Source organism: Psychrobacter sp. TB20-MNA-CIBAN-0197 (assembly GCF_040309765.1).
In the GTDB taxonomy this organism is placed as follows: domain Bacteria; phylum Pseudomonadota; class Gammaproteobacteria; order Pseudomonadales; family Moraxellaceae; genus Psychrobacter; species Psychrobacter submarinus.
In genome coordinates this window covers 1-275 of the sequence record NZ_JBEOPC010000519.1, presented here as the reverse complement: position 1 = coordinate 275, position 275 = coordinate 1, and the positions used below count along the sequence as shown (strand labels likewise).

Here is a 275-nt window from a genome sequence, read left to right as displayed (position 1 = left end):
CGCTGATGGTGCTCTGCATGACGAGCGCCGCGACGAGCAGCAACAGCGACCGCGTGTACGGCCTGTGGGTCGTCGGCCAGCTGATCGCGGGCGCGATCGGCCTGTTCGTGTTGCCGCACGTGTTCGCCGCGTTCGGGCTGCGTGCGCTGTACGTCGCGCTCGCCGGGCTCGCGCTGCTCGCGGCGCCGCTGTCGCGCGGCTTTTCGCCGTCGCTCGGCACGCGAGCCGCGGCTGCGACCAGCGCACGCGGCGACGCGCCGCAAACGCCGCGACAC

The 275-nt window shown here is 73.8% G+C and carries 1 protein-coding gene; it reads left to right on the top strand.

Annotation, left to right across the window (positions count from 1 at the left end; all coding sequences use genetic code 11):
* Positions 1-17 precede the first annotated feature (17 nt).
* A partial coding sequence (locus AAEY83_RS14765; RefSeq protein WP_351060064.1) for a hypothetical protein occupies positions 18-275 on the top strand: 258 nt, incomplete at its 3' end.